We start from the raw sequence: 17,472 nt of genomic DNA, 5'->3' as shown, positions 1-17,472 counted from the left end.
CGCTTGCCGTCGATCTCCCGGCGCCCCTCCACGTACTCGACGACCTTGCCGAAGTCGGTGCCGCCGCCGCCCCGCACGCGCTCTCCCGCGACGAAGGGCATGACCTCGCCGTCGAAGCTCAGCCAGTGCGTCTCGACGCCGTCCGTGCGTCCGATCAGGGTGAGCAGCCAGTCGATCACCCGCTGCGACATGGAGCCGGAGGTGTCGATGGCGACCACCACGACCTTCGTACGCTCCCTGCCGCGCCGGGACAGCATCGGATCGTGGCCGAGCGCGAGCAGCACCGCGCCGTGCTTCCTGGGATAGACGAGCCGTTCGCCGTCGCGGAGTTTGGAGGCGAGGGTGTCGGCGAGCCAGCGCTTCCACCACTCGACGCGGCGCGTCGGCTCGGTCCGGCCGCGCAGCGCGCCGAGACCGAGGCGGGCCCACAGCTTGCCGACCCGGTCGCTGCCGCCCTCGGAACGGTCCGCGAGGTGCAGGATCTCCTCCCGGGCGATGCCCTCCCCGCGCAGGGCGGCCCGCAGTACGTCCGCGAGGACGCCCTCCACGACCTCGCCCACGGTCTCGTCGTCCAGCGGGAGACGACCGACGAGCAGATGGGGGCAGACGGCGCCGGCGGGCACGGGCGGGTCGCTCATGCGCTTCAGCTCCCCGTAGACGGTCATGTCGGTCTCGGTGAAGTGGTCGTAACTCAGCGGCTCCAGGCCCTGTGCGCGCAGATCCGCCTCGTACCGGGCGTGGATCACGTACGGATCGATCCCGACCGGTTCCCGCGCGGAGCCGGTCCCGCCGTCCGTCCGCGGGGCCGCCCGGCGGGTCGGCAGCTTGGCGCGCAGCCGTCGCATCACGACGTGGTTGATGGAGACCTCGGCGGCCAGCGCGAACACGGCGTCCTCGCGCAGCTCCGCGTCCACGTACAGATGCCGGTGGATGAGATGGCGCGCCTCGTGGAAGAGCACGAACCGCACGCCGTCCGCGCCGATCTCCGCGAAGAACTCCGGGTTGTACAGCAGCACACAGCTGCCGTCCCCGGTGGCCATCACCGCCGCCGTCTCCACCGCCAGGGTGGGAATCTGCTGATGGCACTTCGTGTAGAGCCAGGACGCGATCGCGCTCTCCCGCACCCCGAAGTCGAGCATCGCGGCTTCCTTCAGCCTCCGGCCGCGCTCCGTCGTCTCCGGGTCGGGCGGATCGTCCAACAGCCGCCGCCAGTCCCGCAGATCGGCGACGCTCGTGGTCGTGGTCACGGCCGCTTCGGTCATGCGGAAGACCCTAGCGCCGGGGTCTGACATGTCGTCGGGCGTCCGCCTCGCGGGCGGTCGGCGGGCGGCGGACGGGCGTCCGGGCGTGCGGACGGTCAGGCGGGTGGCCACTCCCACGACATGCCGTGTATCCCCGCCGGGCACTTCGGCGGCAGCATGTGCGCCGTGTGCGAGACGTCCAGGGCGATCTGCCGGCTGCTGGTCTTCTCCGCGCCGATCCGCTCGCGGTAGTAGCGGTGGCAGCTCGCCGGCAGCGCGTCCGGGTGGAAGTACACGTGCAGCAGGTACTCCCGCAGGCTCACGCGCGTGCGGCGCTCGTGGTACGTCGAGACCTCGCGGCTCGGGGAGAGCGAGATGGTGTAGTCGGCCACCACCGTCTCGTTCTTGGCCAGTTCACCGCCGAACAGGATCTCCGTCACGATGCTGCGCCGCTCCGGCAGGAACTCCACCCGGCCGAGCTTGCCGCACCGTACGGCGACGTCGACCGAATCCGTCGCCGGGTCGTCGATGACATGCACGGCCGTCAGCCTGCTCGCGCCGTCGCGGGTGGCCCGCAGCACCTGGTTCACCGACATCTGCCGTATGCGGCGGTCCGCGTCGAGGTGCACGGTCTCGTGGATGACCAGGGAGGTGACGTCCTCGTTGAAGCGCGCGAAGTCCGCGCCGAGGGCCTGTTCCACGTCGGAGTTCTCACCGAAGACGCGGTGGGAGGCGGACAGGTCGAGCAGATCGGACGCCGTACGGCCGCGCGGGCGGCCGGGGCGCAGGAGGGAGCGCAGGGCCCCGGCGGGCAGGGCGAGGATGTCCTCCAGCGCGTCGACCGCGCGCAGGGACCTGGCCCGTTCGGGCTGGCTGCGCCCGCGCTGCCAGTAACTGAGGGTGGCGAGGCTGACGCCGATGCCCTGGGCTTCGAGCCGGTCGCGTACGCGCTCCAGGGAGAGACCGCGGCGGCGCAGGGCCTCACGGAAGACATCGGCGAACGTGACTTCCGCGTCCCCGGTGCTCTCCGCGCCCCCGGCGACGCCGCTCCCCGTGCCCCCGCCGGTGTCCGCTTCCGTCTCGGTCATGGCACCAGCTCCGATCGAAGAGGAGTCCCGGCGGCCGAACTCCGTTATCTCCGCCCGATGGTATGCGGACGACGAGAGCCGCCCACCGGTAAGGGTGGACGGCTCCGCCGTCGTCTCTCCGGGGGCATCGGAGAGACGAAAACCTGGTCAGTTGGTGTTGAGGGTCAGCTTGTAGTGCGAGAGCGCGTCGGTCAGCGGCTGGAAGTACGAGGAGCCGGTGGTGTTCACGCCGCCGCAGTTCTGCCCGATCGGGCCGCCGGAGGTCATGCCCTGCGCCTGGTTGCCGGAGATGTAGGCACCGCCGCTGTCGCCGCCCTCGGTGCAGACCGTGGAGCTGCCGAGGCCCGTGACGACCGTGTCGGGGCCGCCGTTGGCGTCGGTGTACGTGACGGTCACGTTGTACGAGCGCACGGTGCCGCAGGTCCAGCCGGTGGTCTGGCCGGACTTGCACATCGCCGCGCCCGTCGCCGCCCGCGTACCGCCGCGCACCGCGACGTTCCCGGCCTGGCCGTACGTGGTGACCTGCGTGCCGATCGAGTCCTCGGCGTCGACCGCCGCTATGCCCATGTCCACGCTGCGCGTGCCGACCGCGAAGCGCGAGTTGGTGCCCTTGGCGAACTTGACGTTGTTGTACGCGAGGTCCGGCAGGTCCTCGATGCAGTGCCCGGCGGTCACCAGATACTGCTTGCCCGCCGCGTCGCGGGCCCCGAACCCGACCGAGCAGATGTAGCCGTTGAACGTCATACGGCTGCCCGGGGGCACCACCGTCTGGGTCTCCAGCCGCTCCTGGCCACGGACGACGCGGACGGCGTCGCCGTGCTCGGCCGCGGCCTTGATGAACGAACGGGCGGCGGCGGCGCTGTCGCTGCTCACCTCCACCGTGACGGTGTCGGACGCGAGGTCGACCGACCACGACGAGACACCGACGGGAGCCTGCTCGACGGCCTTCGCGTCCAGCTCCGCCTTTATTCGGTCCAGCGCCGACTTGCCGTGCTCGGGAACGCGGGCGACGAGGCCGGCGTCCGTCACCCGGGCCGCGGATCTCGCGTCCGGCGCGTTCACCGTGAGCGTGCCCGACGGGGTGAAGAAGGCGCCGTCCGTCTTGATGCCGCGCTTGTTCACGGCGGCCAACTCGCGCTGCTGCGCGGCTTCGTGATCGAGCCGCTCGACGGCCTCCCGCTCGCTGCCGCCGAGCGTCTGGGCGAGCGCCGAGACCATCTCGGGCTGGTACCGGGGCGCCTGGCCCGCCGCCACGGACGGGTCGGCGGCCTGTGCGCCGGTGACGGCGGAGGCCGACAGCAGGACGCCGCTGACGGCGGCGACCAGGAATTTCCGGGAAACCTGCACGGTGCTTCCTCTCGTTGTCGGAGCAGCGCCGAACAGCGGCGTGCCAGACCTGCGGGAAACCGGGTCCGTTGCCGCGAATTCGTGGGTGGGCGCTCGTCCGGCGACGTGGATGGGGGGGTGTGTGGGGCGTCGCGGGATGAACTCTCGCCGAACGGTCCCTTTCCGTACAAGGCCTGGCCAGGGAGGTATTTTCAACAGAGTTGCGGATAACTGTTGAGAGCGGGCCGGCGGACGAGAGGTGTCCGGCCGCCGGGCGGGCGGGCCGTCAGTCGCCCGGCCCTTCCGCCGCCCCGTCGAACGCCTGGGCCACCGCGAGGCTGTCCTCGTAGACGTGGTTGCGGACGACGAGACCGTTCTCGACGGTGAGGTGCAGGGCGAACCGCGCCCGGTACGCGCGTCCGGTGGACCGGGCCGTCTGCCGGATCTCGCCGGTCACGACGGCGTCGTTCCCGTCGACCAGGATCCGCTCGATCTCGGTACCGACCGATCCCGGTACGTGGTGCTCGGCGATCTCACGGTAGTTGGCCGCCGCGTCCGCGCGGGTGGAGCGGTGCCGGATCCAGGGTGTCGCGGCCCGGCCGTGCTCGGCCTCCGGCCAGTCCAGCCCCCAGTCGACCTTCTCGGCGTACAGCTCGGCGATCCGGTCCGGGTCCCCGGCGCCGATCCTGCCCAGCAGCTCCTGGACCACCTGGCGCGTCCGCGTGCCCGCTTCGTCCGACATCTCTGCCCGCCCCTCACCTGCCCCGCGCCCTGCCGGCGCGGCGTGTGACCACATCCTGGCCGGGGCGGGCGGACGGTGGCGATTACCCCGGAGGTAACGGCGGCGAGCCACCCTTACCGCGACGAGGTGATCCCCAGCACCGCGTTGCCCTCGTTCATGGCCTTCAGCTCGACGGTGACCGTCGTGCCGCCGCCCCGGCCAAATGTGCCCCGCGCGCCCTCACCGGAGAGGTTCACCCTGACCGCGCCGCCCGAGGGGTAGGAGTGGCGCACCGTGACCTCGGTGTCGTTCCGGTCCACTTCCAGGGTCAGTTCGCGGACCTTGACGCGGGTGGCCGGCTTCGTGACCCGGACCTCGCAGGCGCCGTCCGCGCAGGCGGCGAGGGAGGTGCCGTCGGCGGCGGGAAGCAGCGGCGGTTCCGGCTCGGGCGGTGCGGACCGCCGCTCGCGCTCGGCCTGCCTCACCGCGAAACAGCCGGGCGAGTTGGCGGCCCTCTCGAACGTGCCGTCGCGCTGTATCAAGTGGTCCCAGCTCGGGTCCGGTTCCTTGATCGAGGCCACCAGCGAGGTGACGCGTTCGGCGCGGCCGATCCTCTCCCGGGCGGCGAGGCCGGCGAGGCCGTCCGCGTCGGCCAGCTCCGCGGCCTCGGGCCGGACGCGGTCGATCTCCCTCGCGTAGGCGGCCCGCAGTCGCTCCGTGTCGGGGATCCGCGTCAGCGAATCCACCGCTCCGAAGTCCCGGGAGATGCCCTCCAGGGCCTCCGACGCCGACCGGAGGTACGTGGCCGCGACGGAGCCGGATTCCCGCTCGGCGGCGGGATCACCGGCTTTTCCCCGAAGCCGGTCGGCCTTCTTCACGCTGTCCGCTCTCAGTGCTTCCAGGGACGCCATGCTCTCGCACATCCCGTCGGCCCACTCCCACAGCCGCACGTTGAAGTACGGCTCCGAGTACTTCGAGTCGTCGCTCTCGCCTTCCTGCGTCCCCGTCTCAGTCTCCGCCACGGCGAAGACACCACCGACGGCCACCAGTAGACCGGCGGCCACCAGCGCCGTCTCCCGCCTGCGCCCAACCGGCCTCTTGAACATACGAGTTCCCCGTCCCCCCGGTCACTGCCCCGCTGCCCCGCTGACGCATTGAGCCTAGGCGGCGCGGTCGCGACGGGGGCGCGCGTCAGAACCTGCCATATCAACCGCGCCTGAAATCCCCTACGTTCGGATGTCGTCCAGTTCACTCCTCCCCCACAGGAGTTCCCATGTGTGAGCCCCACCTCACCCGCCGCGCCCTGCTGCGCGGATCCGCCGGCGCTCTCGGTGTCGGTGCGCTCGGCGTCGGTCTCGTCGCCGCCACCGGTACGTCGGCGTACGCCGACGGCGGCGCCGACCGGGCGCCGCGCGACAACTTCCACAATCCGTTCAGCGGTTACGCGATCACCGGCACCTGGCAGGAGCACATCGACCGCGGCTCGCTGGGCGGTCTCGACTACGGCATGGGTGTGGGAACGCGGCTCCCGGCGGCCGGCGGCGGGACGGTCACCAACATCCCGGAGAACGGGACCGGCGGGCACACCGTGACCATCAGCCACCCCAACGGCTACCGCACGCAGTACATGCACCTGTCCCAGTTCCTGCTCGGCAACGGCGCCGCGGTCGCGGCCGGCGGCATCGTCGGGCTCTCCGGCGGCGCGCCCGGCGCGCCCGGCTCGGGCTCGTCCACCGGCCCGCACGTGCACTGGCACATGATCGATCCGAACGGCGTGCGCATCAATCCGCTCACCTTCCTCGGGAACGGCGGTGGCGGCACCGGGCTGCCGAAGACCTCGACGGAGCAGGACGGTGTGCCGGGCACGGTGTTCTGGCAGCGGGCCCAGAAGTGGCTCTCGATCACGTCGGGTTACACCGGTCCCGTCGACGGCGCGCCGGGGACCCGGACGTACGCGGCGCTGCAACGCAACCTGCGCGACCACCACGGCTACACGGGCCCCATCGACGGCGTACCCGGCCCGCAGACGTACGCCGCGCTCCAGCGGCTCGCGGGCGGTTACGGGTACACCGGGCCGGTGGACGGGGTGATGGGCCCCAACTCCTGGCGCGGCGTCGCCCGTTTCCTCAACGAGGACCGCTGGGACTGAGCGGGCCTCAGCCCGCGAGCCTGGCCCGGGCCAGGATCTCCTCCACCACCTCGGTCTTGGCGTCGGCGTAGTTCTGGAGGTACTTCCACTCCTGCCGCGCCAGTCCCCGCTTCGTCCTCGCGTACAGCTCGCGGTCGCCGGCATGCCTGCGCAGCCGGTCCCGGAAGAGCAGCATGCGGTCGACCTCGGGGCAGCCGGCGGGCAGTACGTGCAGGTTGGCCGAGCCGGCCGAGGGGTCGGGGTCCCGCTTCCGGAGCACCCGGTGCTCGTACCACCCGGGCTCCCGGACGGCGACCGCGTACCCGGCGGCGGTCAGGGCGGGCACGTAACCGTCCTCGTCGCCGGGGTCGTCGACGATCAGCAGCATGTCGATGACGGGTTTCGCGGGGAGACCGGGCACCGAGGTGGAGCCGACGTGCTCGATCCGGTGCCCGGACGCGCCGCCCGCCTCGGCGAGGCGCGCGCCGATCGACGCGGCCTCGCGCTCGTAGACCCCCGCCCAGCGGGGGTCGTACTCCCTCAGCGTCACCTGCCCGTCGACCCGCTGGGCGGCCCCGAGCGTGGCTGCCTCGATCTCCGCGTCGGTCATCGGCCGCTGACCGTGGTCGTCCGCCATGAGTCCTCAACTCCCGTGCGCGCGTGTCCTGCGTACTGCTTACTACGAGGCAGGCTGCGGGGACGGCGGCGACGGCTCCGGCAGTGGTGCCGTGGCCTGGAAGAGGGCCGTCCCGGCGTCGGCGCTCACCCGGGTGAGTCCCGCCTTCTCCAGTACGCGGGCCGAGGCCGGGTTCGACAGTTCCACCCTCGCGCTCACCGTGTGGATGTCCGGCGCCGTCAGGGCGAAGGCGGCGATGGCGCGGGCGGCCTCGGAGGCGTAGCCCCGGCCCCTGCGGGAGGGGACGATCCCGTAGCCGAACTCGATCGTGCCGTCCGCCGGCGGGAAGAGGCCGACCGACCCGACCACCAGGCCGGTCGCACGCTCGACGATCTGGCGCTGGCCGTAGGGGCCGGGGGTGCCGGGGTGTCCGGCGATGAATCCGGCGATGACACGGTCGCCTTCGGCGGGGAAGTCCTCGGCCCAGTGCGGAAACCGGCTCCCGCCGGCGACGACGGCGGAGACCTCGCCGGCGGGCCAGGAACGCAGGACGAGACGGTCGGTGGTCAGGTCGGACACGGAAGTCTCCTGAGAAACGCGACGAATGGAGCCGACGCCGGAGTCTGCCACCGCCACGGGCCCGCAGCGGGCGCGGATCGTACCTCGCCCCCTCCCACCTGCGCTTCCGTCCGTCGGCAAAGATTGCGTATGCCGATTGTCAGTGGTGCCTTCTATGGTTTTGGGCATGACCCCTGCACTCATCGGGCGTGACCACCCCGCAGGCGTCCTTCGCGCGGAGATCGGCCGGGCGACGGACAGCCACGGGGGTCTCGTGCTGGTCGCGGGTGAGGCGGGCATCGGGAAGACCACTCTGGTCACCGCCGCCGCCCTGGAGGCCCGGCAGCGCGGGGCGCTCGTGCTCGGCGGCTCCTGCTGGGAGGGCAGCGCTCCGGGGTACTGGCCGTGGGTGCAGGTCGTGCGCGGGATGCGGCGCGGCCTCGGTGAGCAGGAGTGGGCGAAGGCCGAGGAGGCGGCGGGGGGACGGCTCGCGGTGCTGCTCGGCGAGGCCGCGGGGGACGACGAGGCCAAGGACGCCTTCTCCGTGTACGACGCGGTGACCACCGCCCTCGTCACGATCTCCCAGCACCGGCCGGTCGTCGTCGTCCTGGACGACCTGCACTGGGCGGACACCGCGTCGCTCAGACTGCTCGAATTCGCCGCCCAGCACGCCTGGTTCGAGCGGCTGCTGCTCATCGGGACCTACCGCGACGTGGAGGTGGAGGCGCCCGGCCATCCGCTCCAGCAGCTCATCCTTCCCCTCGTCGCACGGGCCACCACGGCGGTGACGCTGACCGGGCTCGACCGGGACGACGTGGGCGCGCTCCTCGCGCTGACGACCGGGCGGGAGCCGGAGCCCGCGCTGGTGGACGAGGTGCACAGCCGTACGGGGGGCAATCCGTTCTTCGTCGAGCAGACCGCCCGTCTCTGGCACGGCGGCAGCCCCGTCAGCACGATCGCGCCCGGCGTCCGCGAGGCCGTGCGGCGACGGCTGTCGATGCTGCCGAAGCCGGTCGGCGACCTGCTGGTGACGGCGAGCGTGCTGGGCAGGGAGTTCCACCGCCAGGTGCTCGCCGCCGCCGCGTCGGCGCCCGTGCCGCACGTGGACCGGCTGCTGGACCGGGCCGTGTCGGCCCGGCTCGTCGTCACGCGCGGGAGCGGCAGGTTCGCCTTCGCCCACGACCTCGTCCGCGAGACGCTCTACGAATCCCTGGAGGACGCGGACGCGGCCCGTCTGCACGGCGCGGTCGTCCGCGCCCTGGACACCGCCCCGGCGCTGAGCGAGAAGGTCGTGCCCGCCGATCTGGCCCGGCACGCCCATCTCGCGGGCGGGACGGTGGACCGCGGCCACCGCATCGACCTGCTGCTCGCGGCGGCGCGCGACGCGTCGAGCAGGCTCGCGGTCGACGAGGCGGTCGGTCACTACCGGCGCGCCCTGGAGGTGGCGGAGACGTCCGGCGAGGGCGCTCCGCGCCGCGCCGTCCTCATCGCGCTCGACCTCGCCGGCGAGCTGCGGCACCACGGCATGGAGGAGGAGGCCCGGCGCTATTTCGACCGCGCGGTGACACCGGCGCGCGAGCTGGGCGATCCCGAGCTGCTGACCCGTGTCGCGCTGACCCTCCATCAGCAGCAGGACATGCCGGGGCACGGCTCGCAGGCGGGGGAACTGCTGCACGAGGCGTACCGCGCGCTGTTCGGGGACGGGGACGGCGGGGACGGGCCCACGCCGCCGGCCGGCCGCGGCACCGGCCGCGACGACATGGAGCGGATGGCGCAGGATCTCGCCGTCCGCGCCACGGACATCGCCCGGCGGGACGAGGACGACGAGGCGCTCGCGTTCTCCCTCTGGGCGCGGCACGACACGATCTGGGGCCTCGGGTCGTCCGACGAACGGCTGGCCCTCACCACCGAGATGTCGACCGTCGCCCGCCGCACCCAGAATCTGGACATGGAGGTCCACTCCGCGGCCATGCGCTGGGTGACCCTCCTGGAGCTGGGCGATCCGCGCTACCTGAACCAGTTGCGTACGTACGCGGGAGTGGCCGAGCGGACGGGCAAGCGCAGGTACGAGCTGGGCAAGACCCTCGACATGGGCATCGTCGCCGCGCTCAACGGCGACTTCGACCAGGCGGAGAAGTGGTACGCCGACACGGTCGAAGCCGTGCCCGACCAGGCCGCGTACGGGTATCTCACCTCCCATCTGCGCTGGGCCCTGCACATGGCGCGGGGCCGCTACGACGACGCCGACGCCGTCACGCGCGGCCTCGAAGATGTCGACTACCCCTATCCGCTGCTGCTCGACGGGATCTCCGCGATCGAGCGCGGCGACACGGCACGGGCGCTGCGGCTGCTCCGGGAGGTGCCGGACCGGCCGGAGCCCGTCTCGCGGGTCTTCGCACCGCTGTGGTTCCGGCTGCTGGCGCACACGGCCGCCGCGTCCGGCGATCCCGCGCTGATCGCCGAGGCCCGGGACGCGCTCGGCGCGCACAGCGGCCGGTGGCTGGTCGCGCTGTACGGCTGCGACATCAGCGGTCCCGTCGACCACTGGCTCGGCCTGCTGGACGCGGCGGAGGGGCGCTGGGACGCGGCGGTGGCCTCCTTCACCGCCGCCCGTGACTCCGCCGACCGTCTCCAGGCGAGACCGTGGTCCCTGCGGGCGGGCCTGGCCCTGGCGGACGCGCTGCGGGCACGCGGCGCGGACGGGGACGCCGCCGCCGAGGCGGCGCTGCGCGCGCGGACGGCGCGGGCGGCCCGGACGATGGGCCTGCGGCATCTGGAGAGGCGCGACCCGGCGGTGGAGGTGGTGGCCGACGAGCCCGGTTCGGCCGGCTCACCCGACCCGCCGGACGCGGACACCCGGCGGGGGCCGTGGGTGAAGGGCCCGTGGGCGGACGGCGCGGGCCCGAGGGGTCCCGGCAGACCGCGCGAACCGGCGGAAGCGGACCCCGGGGGCCGTGCGGAGGCGGGGGCGGACGCGGGCAAGGACGCCGGTGGCCGGCCCGCCGACGGGGCCCGACCGGTCCCGCCCGGTGCGGAGTTCAGACGGGACGGGGCCGTATGGGCGCTCGCCTTCGGCGGGCGGGCGGTCCACGTGCCCGACGCCAAGGGGCTGCGCGATCTGCACACGCTGGTCTCGCACCCCGGCACGGACTTCCCCGCCGTCCGGCTGCTCTCCCCGGACGGCGGCGAGACGGCCGTGGCGGCGCACGCCATGGGCGGCGACCCGGTGCTGGACGAACGGGCCAAGGCGGAGTACCGCAGGCGGCTCGACCAGCTGGACCAGGAGATCGACCGCGCGGGCGAACGCGGCGACGACGCGCGCGCCGCCGCGTACGACAGGGAGCGCCAGGCGCTCCTCGACGAACTGCGCACCGCCGCGGGTCTCGGCGGGCGCACCCGCCGGCTGGGCGACGAGGCCGAGCGCGCCCGTAAGACCGTCACGGCCCGGATCCGCGACACCCTGCGCAAGCTCGACGCCCTCCACCCCGAACTGGCCGCGCATCTGCGGAAGTCGGTGACCACGGGCGCGACCTGCGCCTACCGCCCCGAACGCACGGAGGGCGACGCCTCCGGGGCGCTCAGCTGGCGGCTGTGAGGCCCGGCGCCCCCGGCTCCCGACCGGCCAGCAGACGCAGCGCCCCGTCCACCGCCGCCGGCCCGGCGGGCAGCAGCGGCAGTCGTACGGACGCCGTGGGGATACGCCCCTGAGCGTGCAGCACCCCCTTGATCACGGTGGGGTTCGGTTCGGCGAACAGGGCCGCCGACAGGGCGCCGAGGCGGTGCCCGAGGTCACGGGCACGGGGGACGTCACCGGAAGCCCAGGCCCCGGCCAGCTCCACGTAACGGCCGGTCGCCAGATGCGCGGACGCCAGGATGCCGCCGTGCGCGCCCATGGCCAGCAGCGGCGAGAAGAAGAGATCGTCGCCCGCGAACACGGCGAAATCGTCCGGCAGTTCACCGAGCAGATCCACCGTCGACGCGCCGATGCCGCCGGTCGCGTACTTCACCCCCACGACGCCCGGCAGCGCGCCGAGCGTCCGCAGAGTGTCCGCGTCCAGCTCCTGCCCCGTGCGGTAGGGGATGTGGTAGATCACCAGCGGCACGGGGCTGCCCGCGGCCAGTTCGGTGAAGTGGGCGACGACACCGGCCGCCGAAGGCCGGGTGAAGTACGGCACGAGTGTCAGCGCCGCCGCCACCCCGGGCACCTTCCCGAGCGCGGCGAGCGCGTCACGGCTGGCCGCCGTGTCGTTGTTCCCGGCACCGGCCATAAGGGGCGCGCCGCGCTCGCGGCAGACGCGGGCGAGCGTGCCGAGGACCGCGTCCTTCTCGGCCGCGCTCAGGGTCGCCACCTCGGCGGTGGTGCCGAGGGCGACAAGCCCCGCGGCACCGGCGGTGAGCATGTCGTGGGCCAGCGCCTCCAGGGCGTCGAGCGCGACCTCCCCGGCAGCGTCGAAGGGTGTGATCAGCGGGATGTGCACGCCGCGAGGGGGAACGCCCGCGCTCGTGGCTCCGCCGCTCACCGCTCCGCCACTGACCGCTCTGCCGCTCACCGCTCTGTCGCTCGTCATGGTCCGGATCCTGCGCCCGCCCGGCCGCTCCGGTCCAGCGGGAAATACTGACGCCGCTCGTAAGCTGAGCCGATGCTCAACCTGCACCAGTTGCGCCTCCTGCGGGAACTCGCCCACCGGGGCACCATCGCCGCCGTGGCCGACGCCCTGTCGTACAGCCCTTCCGCCGTCTCCCAGCAGCTGTCGCTCCTGGAGCGGAACGCGGGCGTGCCCCTCCTGGAACGCAGCGGCCGGCGCGTGGCCCTCACCCCGGCGGGAGCCAATCTGGTGCGCCACGCCGAGGTCATCCTGGAGCGTCTGGAGACGGCCAGGACGGAGCTGGCCGAGGGCCGGGAGGTGGCCGGTCCGCTCCGCCTCGGCATCTACCCGTCCGCCGCCCGCGCCCTGGCGTCCGGCCTGCTCGTCTCCCTGCGCCGGGCGTATCCGAGGCTGGAGCCCTGGGTCTGGGAGGTCGACCCGGCGGACGCGCCCGACGCCCTGCGCGCCGGCCGACTGGACCTCGCGCTCACCCATTACTACGACTCCGGCGACGGGCACCCGCCACCGGCCGAGCCCGGTATCCGGAGCAGACCGGTGTTCACGGAACGGATGCGGCTGGCCACCCCGACGGACCCAGGCCCGGCCCCGGATCCGGCGCCGGACGAGGATCCCGTACGCCGGTGGCGCCACGCGCCCTGGATCCTGCCCACGCCCGGCACGCTCTGCCATACGAGCGTGACGCGGCTCTGCGAGGCGAGCGGCTTCCACGTCGACTCGTGGCACCGCGTGGACGACTACGACACCGCGCTCGGCCTGGTCGCGGCGGGCGTGGGTGTCGCCGTGGTCCCCGACCTCAGCGCGCAGAACCCGCCCGCCGGCACGACGCTGACACCGCTCCCGCTACGCCGCCGCAGCGAGGTCGCGTTCCGGGCGGCGGGCCCGGCGGCCCATCCCGCGGTCGAGGCACTCGTCGCGGCGCTGCGCGACACACTCCCCACGGGCCTGGCCACCGAGCCGAACTGAGCCGCCCCGTCACCCCGTCCGCCCGTCACCCCGCGACGGCCTGCCCCCTGGGCAGGGGTCAACACACACCGGTGGCCCGCGGCTCTCCCCCGGGGAGCCGCGGGCCACCGGCCGTGGGAGTCACATCCTCACTTGCGGTTGTAGAGCCGCATCGTCCACGTGCCGAAGACGAGCACCAGTCCGACCGACCAGCCGAGCGTCACCGCGATGTCGTGGGTCGGCCAGTTGCCCGCCATCAACTCCCGGACCGCGCTGGAGAGTACGGAGACGGGGCTGTTGTTGACGAAGGCCTGGAGCCAGCCCGGCATCGTCTTCGGGTCGACGAAGACGTTGCTCAGGAACGTCAGCGGCATGATCACCATCATGCTGACGCCCATCACCGACTTCTCGGTGCGCAGCATCAGTCCGAGCATCGTCCAGATCCACGAGAACGAGAAGGAGAAGACGAGCAGCAGCGCGATGCCCGCCGCGATGCCGAGCACACCGCCGTCGGGCCGGTACCCGATGGCCAGGCCGACGCCCAGGATGACCACCGCGGCGATCATGTAGCGGATCACGTCACCGAGCAGATAGCCGACCATCGGGGCCGGGCGCCAGATCGGGAGCGTGCGGAAACGGTCGAAGACGCCCTTGGCTATGTCGGTGTTGACCGCGAGGCCCGAGTACATCGTGATCATCACGACGCTCATCACCATGACGCCGGGCAGCAGGAACTGGACGTACGCGGAGACCGACCCCGCCAGCGCACCACCGAAGAGATACGCGTACATCAGCACCATCATGACCGGGAAGACGGTCACGTCGAAGAGCTGCTCGGGCACGTGCTTGATCTTCAGCATCGCGCGCCAGCCGAAGGTCATCGACGCGGAGAGCGCGCTGGGCCTCGGCGGGCGTTCCTTGTTCACGAGCAGCGCGGCGAGGTCGTCCGCCGTGGGCGTGGCGAGTTCGAGGTCGTCGAGGTCCTTGGTCTTTGTGGCTACGGTCGTCATGCCGCCGCCCCCTCCTTCACATCGGTGTTCTTCTTGTCGGTGAGGGCGAGGAAGACCTCGTCCAGGCTGGGCTGGCCGAGGGAGAAGTTGTCCACGACGATCCCCTCGCGGGCCAGCTCGGCGAGCGCCCGCCCGGCCTGCTCGGCCGCGCCCTGCTCGGTGCCGCCGCCGCTGATGGTGGCGGTCAGGGCGAGCGGGTCCGCGTCCAGCACGATGTCCGCGCGCAGTGCGGCGGCCAGCACCCGCCGGGCGTCCGGCCGCTGGCCGGCGTCACGCAGCCGCAGGTGGACGGCGCCGGAGCCGACCGACGCCTTCAGGTCCCCCTTCGTGCCCTCGGCGATGACCTTGCCGTGGTCGATCACGGCGATACGGGACGCCAGTTGGTCCGCCTCGTCCAGGTACTGGGTCGTCAGCAGCACCGTCGTCCCCTGGGAGACCACGGCCCGCACGATGTCCCACACCTGGTTACGGCTGCGCGGGTCGAGGCCGGTCGTCGGCTCGTCCAGGAAGAGCAGGTCCGGGGTGTTGAGGATGGAGGCGGCGATGTCGATACGGCGCCGCATACCGCCGGAGTAGTTCTTGACCTGCCGGCCCGCCGCCTCCGTGAGGCCGAACGCGTCCAGCAACTGCCCCGCCCGGTCGCGGGCGTCGGGCTTGGTGTGCCCGAGGAGCCTGCCGAGCAGGATCAGGTTCTCCGAACCGGTCAGGTCCTCGTCCACCGACGCGTACTGCCCGGTCAGCGCGACCCGGCTGCGGACCGTCTCGGCGTCCTTCACCACGTCCTTGCCGAAGATGCGGGCCTGGCCGCCGTCGGGGCGCAGCAGCGTGGCGAGCATCCGTACGACGGTGGTCTTTCCCGCGCCGTTCGGGCCGAGCACTCCGTAGACCGTGCCCGTCGGCACGGCGAGATCGACTCCGTCCACGGCGCGGTTCGAGCCGAAGACTTTCACCAGCCCCGTGGTCTCGATCGCGAGGTCATTACTCATCGTCATTCCTTCGTCTGTCGTCGTTCGTCGTTCGTGTGCGGGCGCGGGGGGTGCGTCGTTCCGGATCGGCTTCGGCAGGTTCCGTCTTATGACTGGGCCGGTGCCTGAAACTCATCAGCAGATGTACGGGCGGGCCGCCCGCGCCTCGCGGAGGGCCAGGCCCCACCAGCCGAGCTGGTCGAGCAGCACCCTCGCCGCGCGGTCCCTGTACTCCTCCGCCGCCGCGCCGACGTCCAGGACGTCGTCGCCGCAGTCGAAGAGGTTGATCGACACCCCGTTGCGGAGGGTGACCGTGTGCAGCTCCGTGAAGACCGTGCGCAGCCCCTCCACCGCGTACAGCCCGCCCGACCCGTGGCCGTAGCTGACGAAGGCGACCGGCTTCGTGTGCCATTCGTCGTACGCGAAGTCGACGGCCTGCTTGAGGGAGGCGGGGAACGAGCGGTTGTACTCCGGTGTCACCACCACGAACGCCTCCGCGCGGTCGACCTCGGCGGTGAACTCCGCCATGTGCTCCGTGGGCAGATCGGGGTAGCGCGCGGGGAAGTCGAAGTCGGCCAGGTCCACGACCGACAGCTCCAGCTCGTCCCGCTTGGCCGCCCGCTCGACGAACCACCGCCCGACCGACTCACCGAGGCGGCCCTCGCGGGTGCTGCCGATGATGACCGCGACGCGCAACGGGGCCGCCGGGCCTGGCTCGCAGTGCTGTCGCATCCGGGCCGCCTCCCTCCCACGCTCGCCGTCGTTTCCCCCTCACCCCGAAGGCGCCAGACGTGACCGCGCGCCCGCCAGATCAGATCTGGCGGGCGCGCGGGATGATCCCGGTATGGAGAAGCGAGCAGACTCCGTAGTGGACGCGGACACCGACGCCGGGTGGAAGGCACGGCTGGGCTGGGCATACGGGCTGATCGCGGACGACCCCACTGTCCGGGACGCGGCGCTGACGTCACTGGCAGGCGCCCGAGTACGTGTCGGGGAGACTCTCGACCGGTTCAACGCGTTGTTGGCGGCGGCGCGGTCCGACTACGAGGTGCCGGGCGTCCGGGAGGCGTTCGCGGAGTATCAGCGTGCCGCCAGGTACGTGCTTCCGGACGCGTTGTGGAACCGGCGTGCGGACATCGAGTCCTGGCCGGGGCTCCCCTACGCGTTGCTTTTCCTGGAGTGGGAGGCGAGGTATCCAGAGGACTGGACCGTGCATGCCAAGAAGTGGGGCACGAAGCAGGGTCTGATACGGGACCTGGCAGTGGCCGAGCACAGCGCGCCCGTCAGGGCAAAGCTCACCGAACTCGTCGAGATCGTCGTCCGACGGCCCTACCGCTGCAAGGACCGCGACTACGTACGCGTCGCCCGCGCCGTCGACAGCCCCGGCCTCCGGGCGGGGCTCACCGCAGCCGCCCGGAGCGGCGACCCCCTGGCCGAGCGCCATGCCGGCTACGTACTCTGGCTCCTCGACCACCCCGAACTACCCAACTCACCGCACGTCTGGCGCACCTGGAACGCCGGCGGCCCGGCGCGGCGAATCCCCGGCCGGAGAGAGATGACGCGTGACTCACGACTCCCGGGGCGCACGACGGGGGCACGATCCCGCTGCCTGTCCGGCCCACCTGAACCGCGCTGAACGGGACGACGCCTGAGCGAAAGCCGCCGCCGGGGGTGGGTGTGGCGCGTAAGCCGCCGGCCCGCGAATCGTGAATGCCTGGCCGACGGCGGTCGGCCCGCCCCCGCCCCGCGGCTCATTTCTCGCGCGTGTGGAAGTAGTAGAACGTCGCGATCGCCGCCGCCGCGCCCACCACCATCCCGATACCGGACGACCGCAGCACGCTCGCGTAGGTGAGGCTGTGCAGGAAACCCACGGACACGCCCGCCACCACGCCGAAGGCGATCGCTCTCAGCTCGGGGGTCATCGTCTTCGGAAGCCGCATCAGTACGAAGACGAGCACGGCCACCGCGAGTCCGGAGACCACGCCGAGGGTGATCTGGAGCGCGTTGAGCGGGCTGCCGTGGCGCTGGATGAACGGGGCCCAGATGCCGTAGAGGATGCCGAGCGCCACCGGCACCGCCACGGTGTGCAGGGGGATACGGGGCCTCCCGCCGCCCGAGGCCCGTCCCGGGAAGTGCCCCGAGAAGCGCGACGGGCGCGCGTGCCGGGGCCCGGACGTGGTCCTGGGCGTGGACGCCGGTGCCTGTGTGGCCATGGCAGAGAACTCCTCCCGCTCGTCCCTCTTCCAGAGCACACCCGCCGACCGCCCCCG

The 17,472-nt window shown here is 72.6% G+C and carries 16 protein-coding genes; 4 read left to right on the top strand and 12 right to left on the bottom strand.

All coding sequences use genetic code 11. The annotated features are described in order from the left end of the window. The 5 genes from GXP76_RS25015 to GXP76_RS24995 all read right to left on the bottom strand — a co-directional run. Positions 1-1,262: hypothetical protein (locus GXP76_RS25015; RefSeq protein ID WP_242573848.1), on the bottom strand; the 1,262-nt coding region annotated here is incomplete at its 3' end. Positions 1,263-1,357: 95 nt separating this feature from the next. Next, the gene (locus GXP76_RS25010; RefSeq protein WP_242573847.1) at positions 1,358-2,329 is read right to left on the bottom strand and encodes a helix-turn-helix transcriptional regulator; all 972 of its coding nucleotides are present in this window, start codon (positions 2,327-2,329) and stop codon (positions 1,358-1,360) included. A 147-nt stretch (positions 2,330-2,476) separates the two neighbouring features. Next, complete coding sequence (locus GXP76_RS25005) at positions 2,477-3,676, bottom strand: S1 family peptidase (protein WP_242573846.1); 1,200 nt, start codon at positions 3,674-3,676, stop codon at positions 2,477-2,479. Positions 3,677-3,941: 265 nt separating this feature from the next. Beyond that, positions 3,942-4,397 carry a nuclear transport factor 2 family protein gene (locus tag GXP76_RS25000; RefSeq protein ID WP_242573845.1) on the bottom strand — a complete coding sequence of 152 codons (456 nt, stop codon included), beginning with the start codon at positions 4,395-4,397 and terminating at the stop codon, positions 3,942-3,944. A gap of 113 nt (positions 4,398-4,510) precedes the next feature. Continuing rightward, on the bottom strand, positions 4,511-5,482 hold the full coding sequence (locus tag GXP76_RS24995) for a hypothetical protein (protein ID WP_242573844.1): 972 nt from the start codon (positions 5,480-5,482) through the stop codon (positions 4,511-4,513). A 167-nt stretch (positions 5,483-5,649) separates the two neighbouring features. On the opposite strand from GXP76_RS24995, the gene GXP76_RS24990 reads away from it, so the two are divergent. Continuing rightward, positions 5,650-6,525: a peptidoglycan DD-metalloendopeptidase family protein gene (locus GXP76_RS24990; protein WP_242573843.1), complete on the top strand. Its 876-nt coding sequence runs from the start codon at positions 5,650-5,652 to the stop codon at positions 6,523-6,525. A gap of 7 nt (positions 6,526-6,532) precedes the next feature. Here the strand turns inward: GXP76_RS24990 and GXP76_RS24985 are convergent, their stop codons facing one another. Next, positions 6,533-7,141 carry a GrpB family protein gene (locus GXP76_RS24985; RefSeq protein WP_242573842.1) on the bottom strand — a complete coding sequence of 203 codons (609 nt, stop codon included), beginning with the start codon at positions 7,139-7,141 and terminating at the stop codon, positions 6,533-6,535. Positions 7,142-7,183: 42 nt separating this feature from the next. After that, entirely contained in the window at positions 7,184-7,699 is a 516-nt protein-coding gene (locus GXP76_RS24980; RefSeq protein ID WP_374362446.1) for a GNAT family N-acetyltransferase, read from the bottom strand. A gap of 166 nt (positions 7,700-7,865) precedes the next feature. On the opposite strand from GXP76_RS24980, the gene GXP76_RS24975 reads away from it, so the two are divergent. Continuing rightward, positions 7,866-11,273, top strand: a complete 3,408-nt coding sequence (locus tag GXP76_RS24975; RefSeq protein ID WP_242573841.1) for an AAA family ATPase — start codon at positions 7,866-7,868, stop codon at positions 11,271-11,273. On the opposite strand, the gene GXP76_RS24970 is transcribed toward GXP76_RS24975, so the two are convergent. Next, positions 11,257-12,246, bottom strand: a complete 990-nt coding sequence (locus tag GXP76_RS24970; protein ID WP_242573840.1) for a dihydrodipicolinate synthase family protein — start codon at positions 12,244-12,246, stop codon at positions 11,257-11,259. The genes GXP76_RS24975 and GXP76_RS24970 overlap by 17 nt on opposite strands. 72 nt (positions 12,247-12,318) lie before the next feature. Between GXP76_RS24970 and GXP76_RS24965 the strand changes: the two genes are divergently transcribed. Beyond that, positions 12,319-13,248: a LysR family transcriptional regulator gene (locus GXP76_RS24965; RefSeq protein WP_242573839.1), complete on the top strand. Its 930-nt coding sequence runs from the start codon at positions 12,319-12,321 to the stop codon at positions 13,246-13,248. A gap of 128 nt (positions 13,249-13,376) precedes the next feature. Here the strand turns inward: GXP76_RS24965 and GXP76_RS24960 are convergent, their stop codons facing one another. The 3 genes from GXP76_RS24960 to GXP76_RS24950 form a co-directional block, all read right to left on the bottom strand. Next, positions 13,377-14,237: an ABC transporter permease gene (locus GXP76_RS24960; RefSeq protein ID WP_242573838.1), complete on the bottom strand. Its 861-nt coding sequence runs from the start codon at positions 14,235-14,237 to the stop codon at positions 13,377-13,379. Continuing rightward, positions 14,234-15,223 (bottom strand): ATP-binding cassette domain-containing protein, encoded by a 990-nt coding sequence (locus GXP76_RS24955; protein ID WP_242573837.1) that lies wholly within the window; start codon positions 15,221-15,223, stop codon positions 14,234-14,236. Before GXP76_RS24955 ends, GXP76_RS24960 begins: the two co-directional genes overlap by 4 nt. Positions 15,224-15,337: 114 nt before the next feature. Continuing rightward, entirely contained in the window at positions 15,338-15,934 is a 597-nt protein-coding gene (locus GXP76_RS24950) for an NADPH-dependent FMN reductase (RefSeq protein ID WP_242573836.1), read from the bottom strand. A 112-nt stretch (positions 15,935-16,046) separates the two neighbouring features. Between GXP76_RS24950 and GXP76_RS24945 the strand changes: the two genes are divergently transcribed. After that, positions 16,047-16,838, top strand: a complete 792-nt coding sequence (locus tag GXP76_RS24945) for a hypothetical protein (RefSeq protein WP_242573835.1) — start codon at positions 16,047-16,049, stop codon at positions 16,836-16,838. 115 nt (positions 16,839-16,953) lie between these two features. Here the strand turns inward: GXP76_RS24945 and GXP76_RS24940 are convergent. Then, a partial coding sequence (locus GXP76_RS24940; RefSeq protein ID WP_242573834.1) for a hypothetical protein occupies positions 16,954-17,472 on the bottom strand: 519 nt, incomplete at its 5' end.

It is taken from the genome of Streptomyces sp. NP-1717, assembly GCF_022695985.1.
In the GTDB taxonomy this organism is placed as follows: Bacteria; Actinomycetota; Actinomycetes; order Streptomycetales; family Streptomycetaceae; genus Streptomyces.
The sequence above is the reverse complement of the archived record's forward strand: the minus strand, read 5'-3'. Positions and strand labels throughout refer to the sequence as shown.

Bases quoted from the DNA above. Each gene is read 5' to 3' on its own strand.
- GXP76_RS25010 (WP_242573847.1), bottom strand. From the start codon at position 2,329: ATGACCGAGACGGAAGCGGACACCGGCGGGGGCACGGGGAGCGGCGTC.
- GXP76_RS25000 (WP_242573845.1), bottom strand. From the start codon at position 4,397: ATGTCGGACGAAGCGGGCACGCGGACGCGCCAGGTGGTCCAGGAGCTG.
- GXP76_RS24995 (WP_242573844.1), bottom strand. From the start codon at position 5,482: ATGTTCAAGAGGCCGGTTGGGCGCAGGCGGGAGACGGCGCTGGTGGCC.
- GXP76_RS24990 (WP_242573843.1), top strand. From the start codon at position 5,650: ATGTGTGAGCCCCACCTCACCCGCCGCGCCCTGCTGCGCGGATCCGCC.
- GXP76_RS24985 (WP_242573842.1), bottom strand. From the start codon at position 7,141: ATGGCGGACGACCACGGTCAGCGGCCGATGACCGACGCGGAGATCGAG.
- GXP76_RS24975 (WP_242573841.1), top strand. From the start codon at position 7,866: ATGACCCCTGCACTCATCGGGCGTGACCACCCCGCAGGCGTCCTTCGC.
- GXP76_RS24970 (WP_242573840.1), bottom strand. From the start codon at position 12,246: ATGACGAGCGACAGAGCGGTGAGCGGCAGAGCGGTCAGTGGCGGAGCG.
- GXP76_RS24965 (WP_242573839.1), top strand. From the start codon at position 12,319: ATGCTCAACCTGCACCAGTTGCGCCTCCTGCGGGAACTCGCCCACCGG.
- GXP76_RS24960 (WP_242573838.1), bottom strand. From the start codon at position 14,237: ATGACGACCGTAGCCACAAAGACCAAGGACCTCGACGACCTCGAACTC.
- GXP76_RS24955 (WP_242573837.1), bottom strand. From the start codon at position 15,223: ATGAGTAATGACCTCGCGATCGAGACCACGGGGCTGGTGAAAGTCTTC.
- GXP76_RS24950 (WP_242573836.1), bottom strand. From the start codon at position 15,934: ATGCGACAGCACTGCGAGCCAGGCCCGGCGGCCCCGTTGCGCGTCGCG.
- GXP76_RS24945 (WP_242573835.1), top strand. From the start codon at position 16,047: ATGGAGAAGCGAGCAGACTCCGTAGTGGACGCGGACACCGACGCCGGG.